General features: G+C 70.5%; 12 protein-coding genes. 4 read left to right on the top strand and 8 right to left on the bottom strand.

What is annotated here, in order from left to right; all coding sequences use genetic code 11:
• Positions 1-124 precede the first annotated feature (124 nt).
• Entirely contained in the window at positions 125-1,756 is a 1,632-nt protein-coding gene (gene pruA, locus ACFWHU_RS12560; protein ID WP_385802393.1) for an L-glutamate gamma-semialdehyde dehydrogenase, read from the bottom strand.
• 77 nt (positions 1,757-1,833) lie between these two features.
• Positions 1,834-2,760: a proline dehydrogenase family protein gene (locus tag ACFWHU_RS12555; protein ID WP_387224813.1), complete on the bottom strand. Its 927-nt coding sequence runs from the start codon at positions 2,758-2,760 to the stop codon at positions 1,834-1,836.
• 175 nt (positions 2,761-2,935) lie between these two features.
• Here ACFWHU_RS12555 and ACFWHU_RS12550 point away from each other — a divergent pair, with 175 nt between their 5' ends.
• Positions 2,936-4,078 carry a PucR family transcriptional regulator gene (locus tag ACFWHU_RS12550; RefSeq protein ID WP_387224812.1) on the top strand — a complete coding sequence of 381 codons (1,143 nt, stop codon included), beginning with the start codon at positions 2,936-2,938 and terminating at the stop codon, positions 4,076-4,078.
• 38 nt (positions 4,079-4,116) lie between these two features.
• Here the strand turns inward: ACFWHU_RS12550 and folE are convergent, their stop codons facing one another.
• Positions 4,117-4,773, bottom strand: coding sequence for a GTP cyclohydrolase I FolE (gene folE / locus ACFWHU_RS12545; protein ID WP_387224811.1), 657 nt, complete (start codon positions 4,771-4,773; stop codon positions 4,117-4,119).
• 126 nt (positions 4,774-4,899) lie between these two features.
• On the opposite strand from folE, the gene ACFWHU_RS12540 reads away from it, so the two are divergent.
• From ACFWHU_RS12540 to ACFWHU_RS12530, 3 genes are all read left to right on the top strand, one after another.
• Positions 4,900-5,709, top strand: a complete 810-nt coding sequence (locus ACFWHU_RS12540) for a helix-turn-helix transcriptional regulator (RefSeq protein ID WP_387224810.1) — start codon at positions 4,900-4,902, stop codon at positions 5,707-5,709.
• Between the two features lie 34 nt (positions 5,710-5,743).
• The gene (tal, locus tag ACFWHU_RS12535; RefSeq protein ID WP_385802404.1) at positions 5,744-6,862 is read left to right on the top strand and encodes a transaldolase; all 1,119 of its coding nucleotides are present in this window, start codon (positions 5,744-5,746) and stop codon (positions 6,860-6,862) included.
• 204 nt (positions 6,863-7,066) lie between these two features.
• Entirely contained in the window at positions 7,067-8,317 is a 1,251-nt protein-coding gene (locus tag ACFWHU_RS12530) for an NAD(P)/FAD-dependent oxidoreductase (RefSeq protein WP_387224808.1), read from the top strand.
• Between the two features lie 301 nt (positions 8,318-8,618).
• Here the strand turns inward: ACFWHU_RS12530 and serA are convergent, their stop codons facing one another.
• The 5 genes from serA to ACFWHU_RS12505 form a co-directional block, all read right to left on the bottom strand.
• Entirely contained in the window at positions 8,619-10,223 is a 1,605-nt protein-coding gene (serA, locus tag ACFWHU_RS12525; protein ID WP_385802408.1) for a phosphoglycerate dehydrogenase, read from the bottom strand.
• Between the two features lie 314 nt (positions 10,224-10,537).
• Positions 10,538-11,539 carry a ketol-acid reductoisomerase gene (gene ilvC / locus ACFWHU_RS12520; protein ID WP_355185896.1) on the bottom strand — a complete coding sequence of 334 codons (1,002 nt, stop codon included), beginning with the start codon at positions 11,537-11,539 and terminating at the stop codon, positions 10,538-10,540.
• 152 nt (positions 11,540-11,691) lie between these two features.
• On the bottom strand, positions 11,692-12,219 hold the full coding sequence (gene ilvN / locus ACFWHU_RS12515) for an acetolactate synthase small subunit (protein WP_078074922.1): 528 nt from the start codon (positions 12,217-12,219) through the stop codon (positions 11,692-11,694).
• Positions 12,220-12,254: 35 nt separating this feature from the next.
• Complete coding sequence (locus tag ACFWHU_RS12510) at positions 12,255-14,141, bottom strand: acetolactate synthase large subunit (RefSeq protein ID WP_385802411.1); 1,887 nt, start codon at positions 14,139-14,141, stop codon at positions 12,255-12,257.
• Between the two features lie 211 nt (positions 14,142-14,352).
• The gene (locus ACFWHU_RS12505) at positions 14,353-17,268 is read right to left on the bottom strand and encodes a putative bifunctional diguanylate cyclase/phosphodiesterase (RefSeq protein ID WP_387224807.1); all 2,916 of its coding nucleotides are present in this window, start codon (positions 17,266-17,268) and stop codon (positions 14,353-14,355) included.
• Between the last annotated feature and the right edge of the window lie 130 nt (positions 17,269-17,398).

The following is a 17,398-nucleotide window of genomic DNA, read 5'->3' as shown; positions in this document are numbered from 1 at the left end:
GCCCTCACCTCCGTACGGAGGTGAGGGCGGCGGCACGACCTCTTCAGGAAGAAGACACCGCCCCCGAACCGGTGTTGGGGCCGGCACGGGGGCGGGGGTTGTGGGGCCGACGGGCCCGTGCGGCTCAGCCCATGTGCGGGTAGCGGTAGTCCGTCGGGGACACGAGCGATTCCTTGATCGCACGGGTCAGGGTCCACCGCATCAGGTTCTGCGGGGCGCCCGCCTTGTCGTTGGTGCCGGAGGCACGGCCGCCGCCGAAGGGCTGCTGGCCGACCACGGCGCCGGTCGACTTGTCGTTGATGTAGAAGTTGCCCGCGGCGTAGCGGAGCTTGGCCATCGTGTCGGCCGCCGCCGCGCGGTCACCGGCGATGACGGCGCCGGTCAGCGCGTACGCGGAGACGGACTCCATCTGCGCCAGCATCGCGTCGTAGTCCGCGTCCTCGTAGACGTGGACGGCGAGGATGGGGCCGAAGTACTCGGTCGTGAAGACCTCGTTGGCCGGGTCGGTGCAGGCGATGACCGTGGGGCGCACGAAGTATCCGACGGAGTCGTCATAGGTGCCACCGGCGACGATGGTGCACGTCGGGTCGGCGGCGGCGCGGTCGATCGCGGCCTTGTTCTTCGCGAAGGCACGCTCGTCGATGACGGCGCCGATGAAGTTCGACAGGTCGGTGACGTCGCCCATGGCGATGGCGTCGACCTCCGCCCCGAACTCCTCCTTGAAGCCGTCGTTCCAGATCGAGGCCGGGACGTACGCGCGCGAGGACGCCGAGCACTTCTGGCCCTGGAACTCGAACGACCCACGGGTCAGCGCCGTCTTGAGGACACCGCGGTCGGCGCTCGGGTGGGCGACGACGAAGTCCTTGCCGCCGGTCTCGCCGACGATGCGCGGGTAGGAGCGGTACTTCTCGATGTTGCCGCCGACGGTCTTCCACAGGTGCTGGAAGGTCTTCGTGGAGCCGGTGAAGTGGATGCCCGCGAGCTCGGGGTGGTTGAGCGCCACCTCGGACACGGCCAGTCCGTCGCCGGTCACCAGGTTGATGACGCCCTTGGGCAGCCCCGCCTCTTCAAGAAGGCTCATCAGCAGCACGGCGGCGTGCGTCTGCGTAGGCGACGGCTTCCAGACGACGACGTTGCCCATCAGCGCGGGCGCGGTCGGCAGATTGCCGGCGATGGCGGTGAAGTTGAAGGGCGTGATCGCGTAGACGAAGCCTTCGAGCGGCCGGTGGTCGAGCCGGTTCCACACGCCGGTCGAGTTGGCTCGCGGCTGCTCGGCGAGGATCTCGCGCGCGTAGGCGACGTTGAAGCGCCAGAAGTCGATCAGCTCGCACGGAGTGTCGATCTCGGCCTGCTGGATGGTCTTCGACTGGCCGAGCATCGTCGAGGCGGCCAGCGTCTCGCGCCACGGCCCGGAGAGCAGTTCGGCGGCGCGCAGGATGATCGCGGCGCGGTCGTCGAAGGCCATCGCGCGCCAGCCCGGCGCGGCGGCGAGGGCGGCGTCCACGGCGTCCTGGGCGTCCTGCTCGGTGGCGTTGCCGAACGTACCGAGAACGGCCTGGTGGTTGTGCGGCTGTACGACGTCGAAACGCTCGCCGCCGCCCATCCGCTTCTCGCCCCCGATGGTCATCGGCAGGTCGACGGGGTGGTCGGCCAGCTCCTTGAGCTTGGCTTCGAGGCGGGTGCGCTCCGGGGAGCCGGGGGCGTAGCCGTGCACCGGCTCGTTGACCGGCGTGGGGACCTGGGTCACAGCGTCCATGGTTGCCGAATCTCCTTGATCAGTAGACGGTTTACGGTCGACGGTCGTGGGCGGCGGTGGCGCCGTCGTGACGGTGCTCAGCCGCGGGTGGCGAGCGAGCGCAGGAAGAAGGCGAGGTTGGCGGGCCGCTCCGCCAGCCGGCGCATGAAGTAGCCGTACCAGTCGGTGCCGTACGCGATGTAGACACGCACCCGGTGGCCCTCGGCGGCGAGACGGCGCTGCTCGGCCTCCCGGATGCCGTAGAGCATCTGGAACTCGTACGCGTCGGGCCTGCGTCCGGCCCGAATCGCGAGCTCCTGCGCGATCGCGATCAGACGCGGGTCGTGCGTCCCGATCATCGGGTGTCCTTCGCCGGCCATCAGGGTTTTGAGGCAGCGCACGTACGCCTTGTCGACCTCGCCCTTGTCCTGGTGCGCGACGCGCGCGGGCTCCCTGTAGGCGCCCTTGACGAGCCGTACGCGCGAGCCCGCCGCCGCGAGCGCGCGGCAGTCGTCCTCCGTACGGAAGAGGTACGACTGGACGACGGCGCCGGTCTCGGGGAAGCGCTCACGCAGCGTGGAGTGGATGGCGAGCGTCGAGTCGACGGTCGTGTGATCCTCCATGTCCAGCGTAACGGTGGTGCCGATCTCGGTGGCGGCCTCGACGACGGTGGTGATGTTGCGCAGCGCCAGGTCGTGGCCGCCGCGCAGGGCCTGTCCGAAGGAGGAGAGCTTCACCGACATCTCGGCGCGGGCGCCGAGACCCAGCGGCGCGAGGGCCTCGATCAGCTTCAGGTAGGCGTCGCGGGCGTGCAGTGCCTCGGCCGGGTCGGTGATGTCCTCGCCGAGGACGTCCATGGTCACTTCGAGGCCGCTGTCGGCCATGTCCTGGATGACCGGCGTCGTACCGTCGACGGTCTCGCCGGCGATGAACCGGTCCACGACGGGCCTGGTGACCGGCGCGGCCGAGACGACGCGCCGCATCGTGTCGCTGCGCGACGCGGCGAGAATCACGGGACCCAGCACAGGGCACCTCCACGAAAGAGAACGAGCAGGCCGTACGGGGCGCGAACGCCCGGCGACGGCACGGAGAACCACTGTGAAATCTAGGGACCGCTCCGATCCTCTGCCATCGACACCTGTCACGCATCCGTGGCCGGGATCTCAGACATATGTCTGAAGGCGGTGCGAGAATGTCCGGATGAAGGACGATTACCAGGAGCTGGTCGACGAGATCTCGGCGCTGCTCGGCATGCCGCTCACGCTGGAGAACCGGGACTTCGGGCTGATCGCCTTCGGGGTGCACGACAGCGACGACGAGGGCGTGATGGATCCCGTCAGGACGCGGTCGATCCTGACGCGGAAGTCCACCCCCGCCGTGCGCGACTGGTTCGAGGGCTTCGGCATCACCCGCGCGACCGGCCCCGTCCGTATCCCCGCCGCGCCGGACGCCGGGGTCTTCCGGGGGCGGATCTGTCTGCCCGTACGGCACCGGGGCACGGTGCTCGGCTACGTGTGGCTGCTCGACGACACCGGCCGGGGCCTCACGGACGACCGATTGGCGGCGGCCATGGAGGTGACGGGGCGGATCGGGGCACTGCTCGCCGAGGAGGTGCGGGCGGGCGCGGACCTGGCGCGTGAGTTCCGTGCCGTACTGACGGCGGAGCGCGGCTGGCAGCGCGACATGGCGGTGGAGGCGCTGCGTACGGCCCTGGGGCCGGGCGGGGACGGGCCGCACGTGGTGCTGTGCGTCACGCCGTGGCGGGGCGCGGACCCGACGGTGCGCGCGGTGGCGGGCACGGCGGCGCTGTGCACGCTGCCGGATCTGTCGCTGGCCCTGCTCGTACGGCTCCGCTCGGGCGACGCCCTGGGCCCCGCGCTGGCGGCGACGGAGCGGCTGCGCGACGCCGCGGGCCCGGAAGCCACCGCCGGTGCGGCGACGCCGCGCCGCGGCCTGGCCGAACTCCCCGACGCCTGGCACGAAGCGGTCTCGGCGGCCCACGCCACGGCGGCGCAGCCCCGCTACGGCCCCGTCGCCCAGTGGTCGGAGATCGGCCCGTACCGGCTGCTGACGTCGCTGCCTACGGTCACCGACCCGGCGGTGCGCCCGCTGCTGACGCCCGCGCACACGGACCTGACGCACACGGCGGAGGTCTACCTCGACCACGCGGGCCAGGCGGGCCGTACGGCGTCGGAGTTGGGCATCCACCGCCAGACCCTCTACTACCGGCTGTCGCGCATCGAACAGCTGACGGGCCTGGACCTGGCCGACGGCGAGGACCGGCTGCTGCTGCACATGGCGCTGAAGTCCGCCCGCTTGAAGTCCGCCCGTATGAGGTCGTGAGCCCTGAGGCCCTGGCCCCGAGTTCCCCTTTCGCGCGGTCAGTCGGGCAGGCCGGTCAGGGCGAGGAACTCGGCGCGGGAACGGGCGTCGCTGCGCAGCAGACCGTGGAGCGTGGAGGTGATGGTCGTCGCCCCGGTGGCCCGGACGCCGCGCAGCGTCATACAGGTGTGCTCGGCCTGGATGACGACGCCGACGCCTTTGGGCTCCAGTTGGGTCTGGAGCCAGTCGGCGACCTGCTTGGTGAGTCGCTCCTGCACCTGGGGCCGGCAGGCGAAGTGCTCCAGGATCCGGGCGAGTTTGGACAGGCCCAGGATCCGGTGCCCGGGCAGATAGCCGATGTGGGCGGTCCCGACGAACGGCAGAAGGTGATGCTCGCAGACGCTGCGGAGCGGGATGCTCCGGGCGAGAACGAGTTCGTCGTACCCCTCGTCGTTGGGGAATGTGGTCAGGTCGAAGGGGCGGGGGCTGAACAGTTCGGCGTAGGCGCGGGTCATACGGCCGGGGGTGCCGCGCAGGCTCTCGGAATCGGTGTCGATGCCCAGCGCCTGGAGAAACTGCCTCGCCGCGAGTTCGGCGGCCGTCAGATCCACCCCTGCCACGTCGTGGACGACGCGCAGGGCGGCGGGCGCCACCCGTATCGGCTCCTCGGAGGGAGTGGGGGTGCTGGGCCCTGCGGAGTGGAGTCGCTGGGTCATGTCACATCGTCTCCTCGGAGAGTTTCACTAATCATCATTGGTTTTATTCTGAAGCGCCCAAGCTACCAGGGGCCTGATACGCGAATGACCGGTTAAATCCACACGAATTGGCGTTATCGTGGATACATGAGTTCTGACCCGCCCGCGGCTCTCCCTCGGGCCTCCGACGCCACGGGGGTGGCAGCCGTAGCGGTGCTCGCGGACGAGGTACGCAGAGGGCTGTACGCCTACACCCGGCGCGCCCAGCGGCCCGTGACCCGTGAGGAAGCGGCGGGCCGTATCGGGATCTCGGCCAAACTGGCCGCCTTCCACCTGGACAAGCTCGTCGCGGCCGGGCTGCTGATCTCCCGTTACGACAACCCGGACGGCATCCGCAGGGTCGGCCGCAAGCCCAAGGTCTACGAGCCGGCCGACGGCGACATCCGCGTCAGCATCCCCGAGCGGCGCCCCGACGTCCTCGCCGAGATCCTTGTCGACGCGGTGCTCGATCAACGGCAGGGCGAGGACGCCCGATCGGCGGCGCTGCGCACGGCCCGCGACCGGGGGCGGGACCTCGGCGCCGTGACGCGCGTCGGCGGCCGGCCGGGCCGCCTGGGGCCCGAGCGTTCTCTCACGCTCTCCGAGTCCGTGCTGGAGGAGCGAGGGTTCGAGCCCCACCGACAGGCCCCGACCGAACTGCGGCTGCTGAACTGTCCGTTCCACCCACTGGCCGCCCGGTCGCCGGAGCTGGTGTGCGGGATCAACCACGCCTTCCTCGGCGGCTTCCTCACCGGTCTCGGGGCCGGCGGGATCGACGCGGTCCTCGCGCCCCGTCCCGGACGGTGCTGCGTGGAACTGCGGGCCGCGGCCGACGGTGCGAGCGCGCCCCGTACCGCCACCGAGGCGTGCGCGAAGGAGATCGACACCCGGACCGCGGCGGATCCGGGCGTCACATAGACGGCATCCCGCGAAACGACGCAGGGAGAAGATCATGAGTGCCAACCTGGACCGGCTGAGCGCCGAAGGCGTGGCGATCTGGCTCGACGACCTGAACCGGGAGCGGCTCGCCGCCGGGGAACTGGCCGACCTGGTGCGCGAACAGCGGGTCGTGGGAATCACCAGCAATCCGACGATCTTCGCCAAGGCGATCCGCTCCGGATCCCGCTACCACGCACAGGTCGGTGATCTGGCCCGGCGCGGCGTACGGGTCGAGGAAGCCGTCAGGTCGCTGACCGCGTTCGACGTGCGCTGGGCCTGCGACGTACTGCGACCGGTGTACGAGGCCGGCGACGGGGCGGACGGACGGGTGTCACTGGAGGTGGACCCGCATGTCGCCCACGACACGGCGGCGACGATCGCCGAGGCACGGGCCCTGTGGTGGCTCGTGGACAGGCCGAACATGTTCGTGAAGATCCCCGCCACCGAGGCCGGCCTGGAGGCGATCAGCACCGCGCTCGCGGAGGGCATCAGCATCAACGTGACACTGATCTTCTCCCTCGACCGCTACGACCAGGTGCGGCGCGCCTTCCTCGACGGCATGACCCGAGCACGCGCGGCGGGGCACGACCTGGCGTCCATCGCGTCGGTGGCCTCCTTCTTCGTCAGCCGGGTGGACACCGAGGTCGACGGCCGGCTGGACAGGATCGGTACCCCCGAGGCGCGGGCCCTGCGCGGACGGGCCGCGATCGCCAACGCCCGCCTGGCCTATGAGCACTTCGAGCGGGCCGCCGCGTCCGACGAATGGCGGGAGTTGGCCGCGGCCGGGATGCGCCCCCAGCGGCCGTTGTGGGCCTCGACCGGGGTGAAGGATCCCGCCTACGCCGACACCCGCTACGTCGACGAACTGGTGGCGCCCATGGTGGTCAACACGATGCCGGAGCAGACGTTGCGCGCGGTCGCCGACCACGGCCGCATCAGCGGCGACACCATCCACGGCACATATGAGGCATCCCGGCGGCTGCTGGACGATCTGGAGACCGTCGGAGTGTCCTACGACGACGTGGTGCGGGTACTGGAGGACGAGGGCGTCAGCAAGTTCACCGCCTCCGGTGACGAGCTGTTCGGGCAACTGGACTCGGAACTGCACGCCACGCACCCGGCCGCCGCCTGACGCCGCCGGTCACCGGTCGCCGGTCACCGACCCCCGTGGCCACGGGCATGGCCGCGATCAGACACACCGGTGAACAGCCAACCGCCCCGTGGGCCACCGCCATGAACGACGATGACCTCGCCGCGCGCGCCGCCGACGGGGACCGGATCGCCGAGCGCGCCACCATCGACCTGCGGGCAGTGCCGACGCAGCAGAGGAGAGAGCATGGCCGCCAACCCAGCATTCGTGATCGTCGGAGCCGGCCTGGCCGGAGCGAAGGCAGCGGAGACCCTCCGTGAAGAGGGCTTCGACGGCCCGATCGCGCTGCTCGGAGAGGAGAGCGAGCGCCCCTACGAGCGGCCGCCGCTCTCCAAGGGCTATCTACAGGGCAAGGAGGAACGCGAGACGGCCTTCGTCCACCCTTCCGGGTGGTACGCCGAGCACGACGTCGATCTGCGAATGGGAACCACGGTCACCGCGATCGACCCGGCCGCCCATGAGGTCGCGCTCGCCGACGGCAGCCGTGTCGGCTACGCGAAGCTGCTCCTGACCACCGGTTCCTCGCCCCGCCGTCTGCCGCTGCCCGGAGCCGACCTCGACGGGGTGCTCCATCTGCGCCGGTTCGCCGACAGCGACCGCATCAAGGAGACGTTCGAGTCCGCGTCGCGGGTCGTGGTGATCGGCGCGGGCTGGATCGGGCTGGAGACGGCTGCCGCCGCCCGGGCGGCCGGACTCGAGGTCACGGTCCTGGAGACGGCGGAACTCCCGCTGCTCCAGGTGCTGGGCCGTGAAGCCGCCCGGATCTTCGCCCGCCTGCACACCGATAACGGGGTCGAGCTGCGCTGCGGCGTCAAGGTCTCGGAGATCACCGGCACCGACGGCCGGGCGACCGGTGTGCTGCTGGCCGACGGCAGCCGCCTCGACACCGACGCGGTGATCGTCGGCGTCGGCATCACCCCCAACAGCCAGCTCGCCGCGGCGGCCGGCCTGGAGATCGACAACGGCATCCGCGTCGACGCTTCTCTGCGCACGTCCCAGCCCGACATCCACGCCGCCGGGGACGTCGCCAACGCCTTCCACCCGCTGCTGGGCAAGCACATCCGCGTCGAGCACTGGGCCAACGCCCTCAACCAGCCCCGGACCGCGGCGAAGGCGATGCTCGGGCAGGACGTGACGTACGACCGTGTTCCGTACTTCTTCACCGATCAGTACGACTTGGGCATGGAGTACACCGGCTACGCCGAACCAGGCACGTACGACCAGGTCGTCTTCCGCGGCTCGACGGACACGCGGGAGTTCATCGCGTTCTGGCTGGCCGAGGGCCGTGTCCTGGCCGGGATGAACGTCAACGTCTGGGACGTCACCGACCCGATCCGCGACCTCGTCACCTCCGGCCGGGCGGTCGACGCAAACGAACTAGCCGATACGGACGTCCCCCTGACGGACCTTCTCGGGCGCCCCGCCGAGACCGGCTGATCCGTCGACGGCGCCCCTCGCGGGGCCGCGGGGCATGAGCGGCGCGAGCCCTGGGCGCCGGTCAACTCCCGCACCGTCTTGCCGAGTCGGCGCACGGAAGCGCACGGGACGCGACTCGCCGCGCCGGGCGAGCGCCCTCGCCGATCCGGCCGAGTCGGCGGGGCGACGCTGACGCCGGTCGCCACCGACAGAGCGCCCCGCCCGCAGAGCGGTGGTCCGCGCGGCGCGGCAACGGACACGGGGAAGGGCCCGGGAGAGAATCCCGGGCCCCTCGCCGTGTTCAACGGTCAAGCGCGGCGGATCAGTCGGTCAGATCCACCGAGCGCGCCGAGTTCGCACCGATCTCGTCGGAGATCTCGGCCAGCACCGCCGGCGGCACGTTGTCGTCGACGGACAGGACGACCAGCGCCTCGCCGCCCTCCTCCGCGCGCGAGACCTGCATCCCCGCGATGTTCAGCCCCGCCTCGCCGAGGATCCGGCCGACGGTGCCGACGACACCCGGACGGTCCTCGTACCGCAGGACGACCATGTGGTCGGCCAGGGACACGTCGACGTCGTACTCACCGATCGCGACGATCTTCTGCAGGTGCTTCGGACCGGCGAGCGTGCCGGAGACCGACACGTCCTCGCCCCCGGAGAGCGTGCCCCGCACGGTGACCACGTTGCGGTGGTCGGGCGACTCGCTCGACGTCGTGAGACGCACCTCGACGCCGCGCTCCTGCGCGAACAGCGGCGCGTTCACGTACGACACCGTCTCGTCGACGACGTCCTCGAACACGCCCTTCAGCGCGGACAGTTCGAGCACCTTCACATCGTGCTGCGTGATCTCGCCGTAGACCTCGACATCGAGGCGTACGGCGACCTCGCCCGCCAGCGCGGTGAAGATCCGGCCCAGCTTCTCGGCGAGCGGCAGACCCGGCCGTACGTCCTCGGCGATGACCCCGCCCTGGACGTTGACCGCGTCGGGCACCAGCTCACCGGCGAGCGCGAGGCGCACCGACCTGGCGACCGACACGCCCGCCTTCTCCTGCGCCTCGTCCGTCGACGCGCCGAGGTGCGGGGTGCAGACGACCTGGTCGAACTGGAAGAGCGGGGAGTCCGTGCAGGGCTCCTTCGCGTAGACGTCCAGACCGGCGCCCGCGACGCGGCCCTCCTTGAGCGCGGAGGCCAGCGCCTCCTCGTCCACGATCCCGCCGCGCGCGGCGTTGACGATCCGCACCGTCGGCTTGACCTTGTGCAGCGCCTCGTCCCCGATCAGGCCCAGGGTCTCGGGGGTCTTCGGCAGGTGCACGGTGATGAAGTCCGACACCTCCAGCAGCTCGTCCAGGGAGAGCAACTTGACGCCCATCTGCGCGGCTCGCGCGGGCTGTACGTACGGGTCGTACGCGACGATCTTCATCCCGAACGCGGACATGCGCTGCGCGACCAGTACGCCGATGCGGCCGAGGCCGACGACGCCGAGCGTCTTCTCGCTCAGCTCGACGCCCGTGTACTTGCTGCGCTTCCACTCGCCGTTCTTCAGGGCGGTGTTGGCCTGCGGGATGTTGCGCGCCGTGGCGACCAGCAGGCCGCAGGCCAGCTCGGCGGCGGTGATGATGTTGGAGGTGGGCGCGTTGACGACCATGACGCCGGCCTTGGTGGCGGCGGAGACGTCTACGTTGTCGAGACCGACACCCGCGCGGGCGACGACCCTCAGCTTCTTCGCCGCGGCCACGGCCTCGGCGTCGACCTTGGTCGCGGAGCGGACGAGGATCGCGTCCACGTCGGCGATGGCGGGCAGCAGTTCGGCGCGGTCGGCGCCGTTGCAGTGCCTGATCTCGAAGTCCGGGCCGAGCGCGTCGACAGTGGCGGGCGACAGCTCTTCGGCGATGAGTACAACCGGCTTTTGGTTGGAACGCGAGCTCACGTGGGTCCTCACAAGTCCATTGCGGACGGCCGTCCCGACGGCCGCAGGCGGCGGAGGGTGCCAGGCCCTGGTCCGGGCCTGATCGCGTGGAAGACGCACGACATTGTGGGCCTGACGCGGATGTATGCAGCAGTGTAGTGGTGTCGGCGGCGGGGGTTTCCCGCCTCGGCGGGCAGATCACCCGTACGTGGACGGACCCCGCCGCAAGCGCTTACCGACAGCCGTCCGGCCACCTCGCCGAGGGCCTGACAGCGACCCGTTCGACGGCCGGCCCGGTGCCGGGCCCGCGCTCGGGGCCCGGCACCGTGAACGCCTCAGGCGTCGTCGTTGTCGACCCAGCTCATCAGCTTGCGCAGCTCGCGGCCCGTGCTCTCCAGCAGCGAGTCGCTGTCGGCCTTCTTGTACTCGTTGTACTTCTTCAGACCGCCGTGGTACTCGTCCATCCAGTTCTGGGCGAACGTGCCGTCCTGGATCTCGGCGAGGACCTTCTTCATCTCGGCCTTGGTCTGGTCCGTGATGATCCGCGGGCCGGTGACGTAGTCGCCCCACTCGGCGGTCTCGGAGACCGACCAGCGCATCTTGTCCAGGCCGCCCTCGTACATCAGGTCCACGATCAGCTTCAGCTCGTGGAGGCACTCGAAGTACGCGATCTCCGGCTGGTAACCGGCCTCGACCAGCGTCTCGAAGCCCGCCTTGACGAGCGCGGAGGTACCGCCGCAGAGGACGACCTGCTCACCGAAGAGGTCGGTCTCGGTCTCCTCGCTGAAGGTCGTCTTGATGACGCCGGCGCGCGTGCCGCCGATGCCCTTCGCGTAGCTCAGCGCCAGCTCGAAGCCCTTGCCGGTGGCGTCCTGCTCGACGGCCGCGATACACGGAACGCCGCGGCCCTCCTCGTACTGACGGCGGACCAGGTGGCCGGGGCCCTTCGGGGCGACCATGGCGACGTCGACACCGGCGGGCGGCTTGATGAAGCCGAAGCGGATGTTGAGGCCGTGTCCGAAGAAGAGCGCGTCGCCGTCCTTGAGGTTGTCCTTGATGGACTCCTCGTAGACCTGTCCCTGGATCGGGTCCGGCACCAGGATCATGATGACGTCGGCCTCGGCGGCCGCCGCGGCGGGCGTCACCACGCGCAGGCCCTGCTCCTCGGCCTTCGCCTTGGACTTGGAACCCTCGTGCAGGCCGACCCGGACGTCGACACCCGAGTCACGGAGCGACAGCGCGTGGGCGTGGCCCTGGCTGCCGTAGCCGATGACCGCGACCTTGCGGCTCTGGATGATGGACAGGTCGGCATCGTCGTCGTAGAACAGCTCGGCCACTGGGTCTTCTCCTTGGTGTGCAAACTGGGGTGTCGCGGTGTGAGCCCCACCGTACGGCGGAGCGGGTAAAGGGAGTCTCACGGTCTCGGCATGCGAACCGGGGTGCCGTACGGCTCCGACGGCGCGGGCTCCGCGCGCCGTCGGAGCGGAAGCTACGCGCTGCGGTCGAGCGCCCGCAGGCTGCGGTCCGTGATGGACCGCGCGCCGCGCCCTATGGCGATCGTGCCGGACTGGACCAGCTCCTTGATGCCGAACTGCTCCAGCATCTTCAGCATCGCGTCGAGCTTGTCACTCGATCCGGTGGCCTCGATGGTGACGGCCTCGGGTGAGACGTCCACGGTCTTGGCGCGGAAGAGCTGCACGATCTCGACGATCTGGGAGCGGGTCTCGTTGTCGGCGCGGACCTTCACCAGGACGAGCTCGCGCTGGATCGCGGCGCCGGGCTCGAGTTCGACGATCTTCAGGACGTTGATCAGCTTGTTGAGCTGCTTGGTCACCTGCTCGAGCGGCAGGTCCTCGACGTTGACCACGATGGTGATGCGGGAGATGTCGGGGTGTTCGGTGACGCCCACCGCGAGTGAGTCGATGTTGAAACCGCGCCGGGAGAACAGCGCGGCGATCCTGGCCAGGATGCCGGGGGTGTTCTCCACCAGGACGGAGAGGGTGTGCTTGGAAGACATTTTCGTCGTTCTTTCTCTCGCTCTCGGCATCCGGCTCAGTCGTCCAGGCTGTCGCCGAAGTCGGGGCGCACACCCCGGGCGGCCAGGACCTCGTCGTTGGAGGTGCCCGCGGCGACCATCGGCCAGACCTGGGCGTCCTCGTGGACGATGAAGTCGACCACCACGGGGCGGTCGTTGATGGAGTTGGCCTTGGCGATCACGGCGTCCAGCTCGTCCGGGGACTCGCAGCGCATCGAGACGCAGCCCATCGCCTCGGACAGCTTCACGAAGTCCGGGATACGGGTGCCGCCGTTGGGCTTCGCGTCGTCCGCGCGGCCCGAGCCCTCGAACGACCCGCCGCCGGCCACGTCGGGGCCGCTGTGGAGGACGGTGTTGGAGTAGCGCTGGTTGTAGAAGAGGGTCTGCCACTGGCGGACCATGCCCAGCGCGCCGTTGTTGATGATCGCGACCTTGATGGGGATGTTGTTGAGCGCGCAGGTGACCAGTTCCTGATTGGTCATCTGGAAGCAGCCGTCGCCGTCGATCGCCCACACGGTGCGGTCCGGCTGTCCGGCCTTCGCGCCCATCGCGGCCGGGACGGCGTAGCCCATCGTGCCCGCGCCGCCGGAGTTGAGCCAGGTGGCGGGCCGCTCGTAGTCGATGAAGTGGGCGGCCCACATCTGGTGCTGGCCGACGCCCGCCGCGTAGATCGTGTCGTCCGGGGCGAGTTGGCCGATGCGCTGGATGACGTGCTGCGGGGAGAGACTGCCGTCGGCCGGCTGGTCGAAGCCGAGGGGGTACGTCTCGCGCCAGCGGCTGAGGTCGCGCCACCAGGCGCTGTAGTCACCGACGTTGCCCTCGGTGTGCTCGGCCTGGACCGCCTGGACGAGGTCGGCGAGGACCTCGCGGGCGTCGCCGACGATCGGCACGTCGGCGGCGCGGTTCTTGCCGATCTCCGCCGGGTCGACATCGGCGTGGACGATCTTCGCGTACGGGGCGAAGCTGTCCAGTTTGCCGGTGACGCGGTCGTCGAAGCGGGCTCCGAGGGCGACGATCAGGTCGGCCTTCTGCAGCGCGGTGACGGCGGTGACCGCACCGTGCATGCCCGGCATTCCCACGTGCAGCGGGTGGCTGTCGGGGAACGCGCCCAGCGCCATCAGGGTGGTGGTGACGGGGGCGTTGGTCAGTTCGGCGAGAACGCGCAGTTCGGCGGTGGCACCGGCTTTGATGACGCCGCCGCCGACGTACAGCACCGGCCGCTTGGCCTGGGTGATCAGCTTCGCCGCCTCGCGGATCTGCTTGGCGTGCGGCTTGGTGACCGGGCGGTAGCCGGGCAGTTCCTGGGTGGGCGGCCAGCTGAAGGTGGTCTTCGCCTGGAGGGCGTCCTTGGCGATGTCGACGAGCACGGGCCCCGGGCGGCCGGTGGCGGCGATGTGGAACGCCTCGGCGATGGTGCGCGGGATGTCCTCGGCCTTGGTGACCAGGAAGTTGTGCTTGGTGATCGGCATCGTGATGCCGCAGATGTCCGCCTCCTGGAAGGCGTCCGTGCCGATCGCCTTGCTGGCGACCTGGCCGGTGATCGCGACGAGCGGCACGGAGTCCATGTGCGCGTCGGCGATCGGGGTGACCAGGTTGGTGGCGCCGGGGCCCGAGGTGGCCATGCAGACGCCCACCTTGCCGGTGGCCTGCGCGTAGCCGGTGGCCGCGTGGCCGGCGCCCTGCTCGTGGCGGACCAGGATGTGGCGGACCCGGGTGGAGTCCATCATCGGGTCGTAGGCCGGAAGGATGGCGCCGCCGGGGATGCCGAATACCGTCTCGGCCCCCACTTCCTCAAGAGAGCGGATGAGGGACTGCGCGCCCGTGACGTGCTCAACGGTGGCGGACGAGGGTCCGCCGTTACGGGCGCGCGGCGTCGGGTGGGCCCCGGTGGCCTGCTCGGTCATCGTCATTCTCTTCTCGAGAGCTGAGGGTTTTTGCGGGGGTTTGGGCTGTGCCTGTACAACAAAAAACCCCTCGTGCCGGGAGGCAGGCGAGGGGAGCGCGTCGGTGCGGTCTACAGAGCCGATGAGGGGCACTGCTTCAGCCGACGCGCTGTCCAAGTACGAGAATTCGGGTGCGCATGGCATTGACCCTCCCTCCGACGCGCTACCACTGTCAAGTGGGTGGGACTGGCGTCTCAACATTTGAGCGGACGGAGGGTCGGGTGATCGGTCGGGGGATCATGTCCGGGGTGGCCGCCCGCGTCCGGCGGACGGGCAGCGAGCCGCCGCTCAGCACGGGCAGCGGGGTCGCCCCGGGGAGGGGGAATTCGCCGCGGATCAGCGCGCGGCGCAGCCGGTACTCGTCGAGGGGGCCGGAGAAGGCCATGCCCTGGCCGTGGGTGCAGCCCATGGCGCGGAGCGCGAGAACCTGTTCCGGTACGTCGACGCCGTCGGCCACCGAGACCATGCCGAGATCGCCGGCGATCCGGAGCAGCCCCGCAGTGATCTTGTGCAGTCTGGCCGACTCGACGACGCCCTCGACCAGTCCGCGGTCCAGTTTCAGTACGTCGACGGGGAGCCGGCGCAGCGCGTTGATCGCCGCGTAACCGCTGCCGAAGCCGTCGAGGGCGATCCGTACGCCCAGACGGCGCAGCGCGAGCAGGCGGTGCTCCAGCTCGTCCAAGGACGTGCGCGGGTCGCTGTCGGCCAGCTCGATCAGCAGGGCGCCCGAGGGGAGCCCGTGGCGGGTCAGGAGGGCTTCGATCGAGCCGAGTGGCATGGACCGGTCGAGCAGTCTGCGGGCGGAGAGGCGGACGGTCACCGGTACGAGGTGGCCCGTCCTGCCGCGCTCGGCGGCCTGCTCGACGGCTTTCTCGAGCAGCCAGCGCCCTAACTCGGCGGTGCGGTCGTTGTCGTCGGCGACCCGTAAGAACTCGGCGGGTGTGAAGAGGATGCCCTGGGCGGAGCGCCAGCGGGCCTGGGCGGCGACGGCGGAGACCTGTCCGGTGGACAGGTCCACCACGGGCTGGTGCAGCAGGGCGAATTCGCCGTCGCGCAGGGCCGTGCGGAGCCTGGCGGCCAGTTCGGTCCTGCGGACCACGTCCGCCTGCATCTGGGGGGCGTACAGCTCGACGCGGTCCTTGCCGCCGGCCTTGGCGCGGTACATGGCGAGGTCCGCGTTGCGCATGAGGTGGGTGGGGGTTATCCCGGGTTCGGCGAAGGCGACTCCGATGGAGGCGGCGACGCGGACATCGTTGCCTTCGATGCGGTACGGCTGCGACAGCTTCAGTCGCAACCGGTCGGCGATCTCGTGGACCTGGTACTCCCGTGCGGTCTGGTCGTCGGTGCCGTCGCCGAGGATGAGCGCGGCGAACTCGTCCCCGCCGAGGCGGGCGGCGGTGTCCCCGGCCCGTACCGACTCCTGGAGACGGCGGGCCGCGTTGATCAGCAGCTCGTCGCCGACCTGGTGGCCGAGGCGGTCGTTGACGCCTTTGAAGCCGTCGAGGTCGATGAACAGGACGGCCGTGCCGGGGTCGCCCGCGCGGCGCCCGGAGAGGGCCTGGCGGACCCGCTCGGTGAACAGGGCGCGGTTCGGCAGGTCGGTGAGCGGGTCGTGCTCGGCGTTGTGCTGCAACTGAGCCTGGAGCCTGACACGTTCGGTGACGTCGCGGCTGTTGAGGATCAGGCCGCCCTGGTGCCGGTTGACCGTGGATTCCACGTTCAGCCAGTCGCCGGAGCCGGACTTGAAGCGGCATTCGATGCGGGTGGTGGGCTCTTCCGTAGGAGGAGCGGCCAGGAAGCGGCGCACTTCGCGTTTGACCCGGCCCCGGTCGTCGGGGTGGATGATCGATTCCAGTGCGGCTCCGACGAGGCCGTCCGCCTCGCGTCCGTAGACGCCGGCCGCCGCGGGGCTCACGTAGTCCAGGGTGCCCTCGGGTCCGGCGATCATGATGACGTCGCTCGATCCCTGGACCAGGGAGCGGAAGTGGTTCTCCTTCTGGGCCAGTTCATGGGTGAGCGCGATGTTGTCGACGAGCATGATGCCCTGCCGTACGACCAGGGCGAGGACAACCGTGCAGCCGGTGAGCACCACGACGCGGTCGACCCGGCGGCCCTCGATGACGTTGTACAGGATCCCCAGGGTGCACACGGCTGCGGCGAGATACGGCGTCAGCGCGGCCAGGGAGCCCGCGATCGGTCTGCCGGGCTGCCGGGGGGCGCGGGGCGGCCGCACCGGCTCGGGCACGCTCTCGGCGGCCTTGCGGACGCCCCAGGGCGCGTACGCGAGCAGCAGGGACCCGGCGAACCAGCCCGCGTCGAGCAGTTGGCCCGAGCGGTAGTTCTCCCGGAGCAGCGGCGAGGTGAACAGGGCGTCGCACAGGACCGTGAGGGCGAGGGCGGCGATGGCGGAGTTGATGGCCGTACGGCTGCCGGTCGAGCGCCGGAAGTGCAGGGCGAGCACCATGCTGACGAGCACGATGTCCAGCAGCGGATAGGCGAGGGAGAGCGCCGCGTGAGCGACGGTCTCGCCGTCGAAGTGCGTGGTGTGCGCGAGGGCCAGGCTCCAGGAGAGCGTGAGCAGCGAGCCGCCGATCAGCCAGGCGTCGAGGCACAGGCACACCCAGCCGGCCTTGCTGACGGGGCGTTTGGCGAGGACGAGCAGGCCGACGATGGCGGGCGGCGCGAAGCAGAGGAAGAACAGGTCGGCGAGGGAGGGGCTCGGCACGGGGCGGTCGAGCACAACCTCGTACCAGCCCCAGACCGCGTTCCCGCCGGCGGCCATCAGGGAGGAGAGCGAGAAGAGCAGCCAGGCGGGGCGGAAGCGGCTGTCGTTGCCGCGGGCGTAGAGGAAGCAGGAGACCGAGGCGATGAGGGCGGCGATGCTGAGGCCGAAGTCGCCCATGAACAGGGCCACTTCGGGGGAACCCCAGCCGAGTGCCGCGCCGGTGGCGTAGCCCCCGCAGATGAGGGCGAGGAGGAGTTGCGCGAGGAGGCCGGTGCCGCCTCCGCCGGTGTCGGCGCCGCTGTCGGGGCCGCAGCCGTCCTCCGGGGCGGCGCGGGGGCCGAGGAGCGCCCCGGGGGGGCTCACGGGGCCACCTCGGGGGGTGTCGCCGTCACCGCCGACGCGCCGGGTCCTCGCGCCGTGTAAGGGCGCTCGGGTGAGGTCCGCGTCGGTGAGGTGCGCTTCGGTGAGCTGCACTTCGTCGGGGCCGGGGTCG

Origin of the sequence: Streptomyces sp. NPDC060366, assembly GCF_042725135.1 — a bacterium.
In the GTDB taxonomy this organism is placed as follows: domain Bacteria; phylum Actinomycetota; class Actinomycetes; order Streptomycetales; family Streptomycetaceae; genus Streptomyces.
This window is presented reverse-complemented; position numbering and strand designations above follow the sequence as displayed.

Excerpts from the sequence above, each read along its gene's own strand:
- ACFWHU_RS12550 (WP_387224812.1), top strand. The coding sequence starts at position 2,936 with ATGAAGGACGATTACCAGGAGCTGGTCGACGAGATCTCGGCGCTGCTC.
- ACFWHU_RS12510 (WP_385802411.1), bottom strand. The coding sequence starts at position 14,141 with ATGACCGAGCAGGCCACCGGGGCCCACCCGACGCCGCGCGCCCGTAAC.
- ACFWHU_RS12530 (WP_387224808.1), top strand. The coding sequence starts at position 7,067 with ATGGCCGCCAACCCAGCATTCGTGATCGTCGGAGCCGGCCTGGCCGGA.
- folE (WP_387224811.1), bottom strand. The coding sequence starts at position 4,773 with ATGACCCAGCGACTCCACTCCGCAGGGCCCAGCACCCCCACTCCCTCC.
- ilvN (WP_078074922.1), bottom strand. The coding sequence starts at position 12,219 with ATGTCTTCCAAGCACACCCTCTCCGTCCTGGTGGAGAACACCCCCGGC.
- tal (WP_385802404.1), top strand. The coding sequence starts at position 5,744 with ATGAGTGCCAACCTGGACCGGCTGAGCGCCGAAGGCGTGGCGATCTGG.
- pruA (WP_385802393.1), bottom strand. The coding sequence starts at position 1,756 with ATGGACGCTGTGACCCAGGTCCCCACGCCGGTCAACGAGCCGGTGCAC.
- ACFWHU_RS12540 (WP_387224810.1), top strand. The coding sequence starts at position 4,900 with ATGAGTTCTGACCCGCCCGCGGCTCTCCCTCGGGCCTCCGACGCCACG.